This window comes from Kitasatospora sp. NPDC094019, assembly GCF_044764505.1.
GTDB lineage: Bacteria > Actinomycetota > Actinomycetes > Streptomycetales > Streptomycetaceae > Kitasatospora.
On record NZ_JBIWIF010000046.1, the window covers coordinates 1 to 1,811 of the forward strand.

General features: G+C 70.2%; 1 protein-coding gene. It reads right to left on the reverse strand.

Going from position 1 to position 1,811, the window contains the following annotated elements:
• Nucleotides 1-29: 29 nt before the first annotated feature.
• Nucleotides 30-1,637, reverse strand: a complete 1,608-nt coding sequence (locus ACIQ9P_RS39310; protein ID WP_402367340.1) for an IS1182 family transposase — start codon at nt 1,635-1,637, stop codon at nt 30-32.
• Between the last annotated feature and the right edge of the window lie 174 nt (nt 1,638-1,811).

Here is a 1,811-nt window from a genome sequence, read left to right on the forward strand (position 1 = left end):
GACTCTGCTGGCGAAGTAGCTGGTTGGGGTCAGGCTGCTGTTGCGATGCCGTGTTGGGTGCAGAGTGTGTGGATGCGGGTGGGGCGGCGTTCTGGGTTTGCGGGTGTGGTGTCGTAGTGGGTGCCGAGTCGGCGGATGTTGATGGCCATGCCGGTGAGGACGTTCTGGAGGTGGGTCTTGGCGAGGCCCCGGTAGCGGGATCGTCGCAGGCCGGGGCCTCGCACCGCTTGTGAGAGGGTGCCTTCGATCCCGGCGCGGGCCCGGTATGCCGCGTGCCATTGGGGGGTGTCCTGTTCGGCCTGCATCCGCATCCGGGCGGTGTGGATCGGTTCGGGGTGGATCTCCAGGCTGCGGCCGAGGTGGGGTGCGGCGGTGGTGCACCGGGCGCGGACGGGGCAGGGCCGGCAGTCGGCGCGGGCGAAGGCGACACGGATCAGGCCGTTCTTCTTCGGCCGCATGGAGATGCTGGTGGCTCCGGCGGGGCAGCGTGCGGTGCCGCTCTGCCGGTCGACGTGGAAGTCCTTCGGTTTGAAGGTGGCGTTGTGGGCGCCCCGGCCGGTGTTCACGGTGACGGGTGCGACGAGGGTGATGCCGCGTTCGAGGGAGGCGCCGATGTTCCCGCCGCTGGGGTAGCCGGAGTCGAGCAGGTGCTCGCCGGGTGCCAGGTCCCGGGCGATGAGTCTGTCCTGGACGGGAGTGACGGCGCTGACGTCGGGTTCGGTGGCGCAGGCGGTGTGGACGTCGGTGACCAGGTTCGGTAAGTCCTCGTCGCACGACTCGCTCAGGTGGACCTTGGAGCCGGTCCATTCCACGGCGCCGGCACCGGGAACGCCTTTGGTGCTGTAGCGGGCGTCGGGGTCGTGGGGCGAGCGGACACGCATCGCCGAGGGCGGCAGTTCCCCGGTGTCGCGGTAGCGCGGTGCGCCGCCCGTTGCGGTGCGTTCGAAGTGCTGGTCCCACAACTCGCGCAGGACCTTGACCTGTCGCAGGCCGTTCATCCACCCGGCGGTCGGGTCCGCGTCGACGGCGGTGATCAGGCTCTGCCCGTCGGCGCCGATCTGCTCGGCGAGCTTGAGCGCCGAGGCGTTCTTGCGGCGCAGGAGCCTGCTGGTCTCCACTTTGCGGCCGTAGCGTTCGTCCCAGCCGGGCTCCAGCAGCGCCACGACGAAGGCGGGGCTGGTGAGGGCGATCTCCTCCAGGGCCGCGCGCAGGGCCTCGCCCAGGCACTCGATCCGGTTCAGCCGGCGCACGCACGCCAGCACGTGGGTGGAGTCGGTGCGCTGGCGGCCGCCGGCCCGCACCAGGCCGGCGGCCTTCAAGCGGTCCAGCATCAGAGTCAGCAGGCCGTCGGCCCGGTCCCCGGTCACCAGGCGGGCACGGAACTCGCACAGCACACTGGCGTCGAACCCGGTGTCCTCCAGTTCCAGGCCCAGCGCGTACTTCCACGAGATCCGGTCCGCCACCGCCACCGCCGCGTCCCGGTCGGACAGGTTGTGCAGGAACTGCAGGACCGTGACCATCACCAGCAGGGCCGGCGAGATCCCGGGCCGTCCCAGGCCCGCGTACATCTCCTCGAACTCACCCCGGGTGAAGTCCTCGTCGACGAACAACGCACCCAGCGCGTCCCGCACCCGCATCTCGTCCGTCCCACGCGGATGAACCCTACGAGCCAGAGCCACCGTCTCCGCCGGAATCCCCGACACCCCACCAGGACGCAGCACAACCCACCCCCACAGACAGCCAACCCACCACAACCAACAGGCACTTACTGTCCCACACCCACCCCGAACGACTTCGCCAGCAGAGTCACC

Coding starts and splice junctions, on each gene's coding strand:
- ACIQ9P_RS39310 (WP_402367340.1), bottom strand. CDS start 1,637: ATGCGGGTGCGGGACGCGCTGGGTGCGTTGTTCGTCGACGAGGACTTC.